The 4,313-nt window shown below is 71.5% G+C and carries 6 protein-coding genes; 2 read left to right on the top strand and 4 right to left on the bottom strand.

The features are described from left to right. Positions 1-31: 31 nt before the first annotated feature. Positions 32-382 (bottom strand): hypothetical protein, encoded by a 351-nt coding sequence (locus JS521_RS34270; protein ID WP_205086780.1) that lies wholly within the window; start codon positions 380-382, stop codon positions 32-34. A gap of 27 nt (positions 383-409) precedes the next feature. Next, positions 410-691 (bottom strand): DUF5133 domain-containing protein, encoded by a 282-nt coding sequence (locus JS521_RS34265; RefSeq protein ID WP_205086779.1) that lies wholly within the window; start codon positions 689-691, stop codon positions 410-412. A 186-nt stretch (positions 692-877) separates the two neighbouring features. On the opposite strand from JS521_RS34265, the gene JS521_RS34260 reads away from it, so the two are divergent. Beyond that, a complete protein-coding gene (locus JS521_RS34260) occupies positions 878-1,051 on the top strand; it encodes a CsbD family protein (protein WP_010064815.1) in 174 nt (57 codons plus the stop codon). Between the two features lie 96 nt (positions 1,052-1,147). On the opposite strand, the gene pip is transcribed toward JS521_RS34260, so the two are convergent. Continuing rightward, positions 1,148-2,125: a prolyl aminopeptidase gene (gene pip, locus JS521_RS34255; RefSeq protein ID WP_205086778.1), complete on the bottom strand. Its 978-nt coding sequence runs from the start codon at positions 2,123-2,125 to the stop codon at positions 1,148-1,150. A 233-nt stretch (positions 2,126-2,358) separates the two neighbouring features. Here pip and JS521_RS34250 point away from each other — a divergent pair, with 233 nt between their 5' ends. Then, positions 2,359-2,877, top strand: a complete 519-nt coding sequence (locus tag JS521_RS34250; RefSeq protein ID WP_205086777.1) for a cupin domain-containing protein — start codon at positions 2,359-2,361, stop codon at positions 2,875-2,877. A gap of 81 nt (positions 2,878-2,958) precedes the next feature. Here the strand turns inward: JS521_RS34250 and JS521_RS34245 are convergent. Then, positions 2,959-4,313, bottom strand: a 1,355-nt coding sequence (locus JS521_RS34245; protein ID WP_205086776.1) for a transporter substrate-binding domain-containing protein, incomplete at its 5' end; no start/stop codon positions are given.

Here is a 4,313-nt window from a genome sequence, read left to right as displayed (position 1 = left end):
CCCTTTATTTTATTTAACTTACCCCCCCTCATTACCATATGTATGCCTTTCTGGTGGGCTCGTTTTTGTTTATATGTGTCTGGGGGGAGGCGGGGAGGACCTCGTCACAGGGGTCGGTGACGCTGATGGTGATCTCGCCGCAGCTCAGCGTGCAGACCAGGAAACAGTCCCGGGACAGGTCCGCCCGGTGGTGCAGCACATGGCCGACGAGTTCGGAGGCGATGAGCGTGGCGTCCCACACGCCGGCCAGATGCGCCGACCGGTAGCGGGCGTCGGGCGAGCAGGACAGCGGGTAGAGGGCGAACTCCACCTCCTGTCGTGCCTCGGCGGCCGTCCTCGGCCGGGACACCAGCTTGGCCGTATCGGCCCCCTCGCTCTCCACGGGCCGACTCCTTTCGTCTCGTGCCGGTCAGGCCATCCGGGGCTTCGGCACGGAGACGCCGGGGGACACCATGCGCTGGATCGGGATGCCCGCCGCGGCCTCCTCCTCGGCCGCCGCCTTGCGCAGGATCGTGTCGGCGGCCAGCAGGGCGTCATGGACGGTCCGGGTGCCGGTGCTCACACACAGCGTGTACGTCACGTCCTCCAGGCTCCGCTGCAGTTCGTAGTCGGAGTCCTGGGAATGACGCAGTTGCAGATCGTTGTAGCGGGCCAGCAGGGTGCGCATGGCATCCGGGCTCGGGGTCAGCATTCTGTCCTCACCAGCCGTCGCAGAGGCAATGTGGCTCACCTAGTGCCCCGGGGATTCCGCCGCCATGTCTCTTTTCACCACCACTTTCGGGCGAGTGGTCTGACGGTTCGGTCCGGGGTTTGAGTTGGACGAAGGCGGTCAGGCGGGTGGTGACCGCCCCGCCGACCACACCACGAGGTGAGCGACATGGCTGCTGACGAGAAGACCCAGGCCAAGACCGAGCAGGCCAAGGGCAAGATGAAGGAAATGGCCGGCCGGACCGTCGGCAACGAGCGTCTCGTCGCCGAGGGCCGGGGCGAGCAGGCCAAGGGCGACGCCCGCCAGGCCAAGGAGAAGATCAAGGACACCCTGACCGACTGACGTCGGCACCCTGCGGCACCGGGCCCCGCGGAGTTCGTCTCCGGCGGGGCCGTGCTGTGTCCGGGGACGGGGAGCCGGGAGCGCCGTCGTACCTCGTCAGCGGTTGCGTGCGAACCCGTCCAGCGCCCGCAGCACCGCCCGCCGGGTCGCCGTGCCGCCCATGTGCCCCGCGTCGTCGATGATCGTCAGCTCGGCGTCCGGCCAGGCGCGGTTCAGCTCCCAGGCGGTGATCAGAGGGCCGGCGAGGTCGAAGCGGCCGTGGATCAGGGCGGCCGGGATGCCGGTCAGGCGGTGGGCGCGGGCCAGGAGTTGGCCCTCCTCCAGCCAGGCCCCGTGGGCGAAGTAGTGGGAACAGATCCGGACGAGCGCCAGCTGCTCGCGGCCCGGGCGGCCGCTGTACGGGGCCGGGCCCGGGATCGCCTCCATCGACAGGACCGCGTCCTCCCAGGCGCACCAGTCGGCCGTCGCCCTCTCCCGTACGGCGGCGTCCTCGCTCTCCATGCGGCGGGCGTACGCCGCGACCAGTCCTGCCGGGTCGCTCGTCTCGGGGACGCCCGCGCGGAAGGCGTCCCAGGCCTCGGGGAAGAGCTGCCCGGCGCCCCGGTAGAGCCAGTCGATCTCGCTGCGGCGGGTCGTCGTCACCGCCGGGATCACCGCCTCCGTGACCCGCTCCGGGTGCTCCTCGGCGTACGCCAGGATCAGCGTCGAGCCCCACGAGCCCCCGTACAGCAGCCACTTGTCGATGTTCAGGTGGTCCCGCAGGCGTTCCATGTCGGCGATCAGGTGGGCCGTCGTGTTGTGCCGCATGTCCGTCGCCGGGTCGCTCGCGTGCGGTGTCGAGCGGCCGCAGCCCCGCTGGTCGAAGAGGACCACCCGGTAGCGGTCCGGGTCGAAGTACCGGCGGGAGCGGGGGTTGCAGCCCGAGCCGGGGCCGCCGTGCACGACGAGGGCCGGCTTCCCGTCCGGGTTGCCGCACACCTCCCAGTGCACGAGGTTGCCGTCCCCGACGTCCAGCATGCCGCTCTCGTACGGTTCGATCGGCGGGTACAGCGTGTCGTCCGGTGTCCGTTCCATCCCGGGGGGCCTCCCTCGTAAGCCGACCGGCCAGCCTAGTTCCCCGGGGGGTGTCTTGCCGATCAAGCCGGGCTCGCGTGCCCTGGCACCGCACCTCGCCGCGTTGTCGTCACTCGGCATGGCTCCGCCATGACTCCCTCCTCCGCCTTGCGATGCACGGCACCAGACCCCGCTCCCTTATCCGGCCTGATCGGCAAGACACCCCCTGGAGGCAGCGGCGTAGCCTGGACGCCGTGAACGCCGCGCCCCGGATCCTCGCCCGCATCGCCGAACTGCTGGCCGCCGCCGCTCCCGACGGTCGCGGCGCGCTGTGGCATCTGGCCGAGCCGGGGCGGGAGCTGGACGCCAATCTGGTGCGGCTGCCGCCCGGCGCGGAGGTCGGTGAGCACCAGGAGGACGTGCTCGACGTGCTCCTCGTCGTGCTGGAGGGGGCGGGCAGCGTCCGGGCGGGCGACGGCCAGGTCCTGGACCTCGGGACCGGCACCGTCCTCTGGCTGCCCCGCACGTCCCGGCGCGCGCTCGCCGCCGGACCGGACGGGCTCACCTACCTCACCGTCCACCGCCGCCGCCCCGGCCTCGCGATCAAGCCGCCGAGCGGGGCGTACGAGGGCGGGACTTACGAAGGCGGGGCTTACGAGGGCGGCGAGGGGCCCTGCATGCTGGACCGGGTCTGCCCCGAGTGCGGGCGGCTGTCACAGGACCCCGCGCCGGTGTTCTGCAGCAGGTGCGGGGAGCGGTTCCCGGAACGGTGAGCCGGGGACGGGACGCGCGCGTGCTGCGGTGAGCCGGGAGGGGCTGGGCGGAGCCGGGAGGGTCCATCGCCGCCGCGCTCATCAGAACCCCTCGCACTCCGTCAACTCCGGGCGCCCCGGCGGGTTCTTGTCTCCCACCAGGCCCGACAGGTTCTCCTTGTACATGTCCTCCCAGACCCGGCCGGCCAGGATCGTCCGGAGCGCCGAGCACACCTCGCGCTTCAGCGTCGGCGTTCCCGGCCGCATCGCCACCCCGTAGCCCTCCGCGCCCTGGATGTTCTCCAGCCGCCGCACCTTGCCCGGGTTGGCCTCGACGTACCCGGCGAGAATGATGTCGTCCGAGGCCACCGCGTACACCTCGGACTTCGGGTCCAGCAGCTTGTCCAGACAGTCCTGGTAGGTGTTGGGCTGCGACTTCGCCATGGTGAAGCCCTGCTCCGGCAGCGCCTTCTCGTACGTCGACTCCCGTGCCGTGCACACCTCGACGCCCAGGTCCCGCAGATCGCTGGAGTCGTTGATCGTGTGCTTCGCCGACTTCTCGCGGACCAGGAAACCGCGGCTCGCCTCGTAGTACGGACCGGCGAAGTCGACGCTGTAGCCGCCGGGCGAGGCGGTCTTGCGGTCGTCGGTGATGCTGTACGAGGCGATGACCAGGTCCACCTGCTTGGTCTTCAGGGCGGTGGACCGGTAGTCCGTGGCGACCGTGGTGAAGGCGACCTCCCCCTTGCCGTACCCCATGGACTCGGCGATCGCGTAGGCCAGGTCGATGTCGTAACCCCGGTACGTGCGCGTCTTCCTGTCGAACTTGCTCAGCCCGGGCTGGTCGTCCTTGACGCCGATCTCCAGGGTGGGGTGCGTGTCCTTCCACCGCTCCTGGCTGCCGCTGCCGGCCGTCCCCTGCCCCTCCGTCGAACCGGACCGCTCGCCCTGCTTGCCGTCCTCGCCGTCGCCCTGCGCGACCAGCCAGCCCGCCCCGGCCAGCAGCGCCACGCACACGACGGCCGCCGCGACCTGCCACCCCCGGTAGCGGGAGCGCCGCTGCCCGCTCGCCGCCGACAGGGGAGAAACGGGCGCCGGAGACTGAACGGCCGCGCGCAGTACGGGTGTCGGGGGCGTCGAAGGGTTCGGTGTGGAGACCGCCGTGGGCGGATGCGTCGCCGCGGCCGCCGCACCCGCGTCCGGCGAGGCGGGGTCCTCCAGCACCTCGCGGAGCATCGCCTCCGCCGTGGCCGCGTCCAGGCGCTCCCGGGGGTCGGCGATCAACAGCCCCTGGACGACCGGGGCGAGGGGCCCGGCGTAGCGCAGTACGGGGTCGGGGGACTGCCGGACGTTCTCCTGGATTTCCCACACCTCGCGCCCGGCGAAGGGCACGCGGCCCTCGACCGCCTCGTACAGCGTGACGCCGAGCGCCCACAGATCGGAGGCGGGGGTGGGGC

Source organism: Streptomyces durocortorensis, from assembly GCF_016901035.1.
Classification (GTDB): domain Bacteria; phylum Actinomycetota; class Actinomycetes; order Streptomycetales; family Streptomycetaceae; genus Streptomyces; species Streptomyces durocortorensis.
Note: the sequence above shows the minus strand (reverse complement) of the source record. Positions and strands in the feature narration are given on the sequence as shown.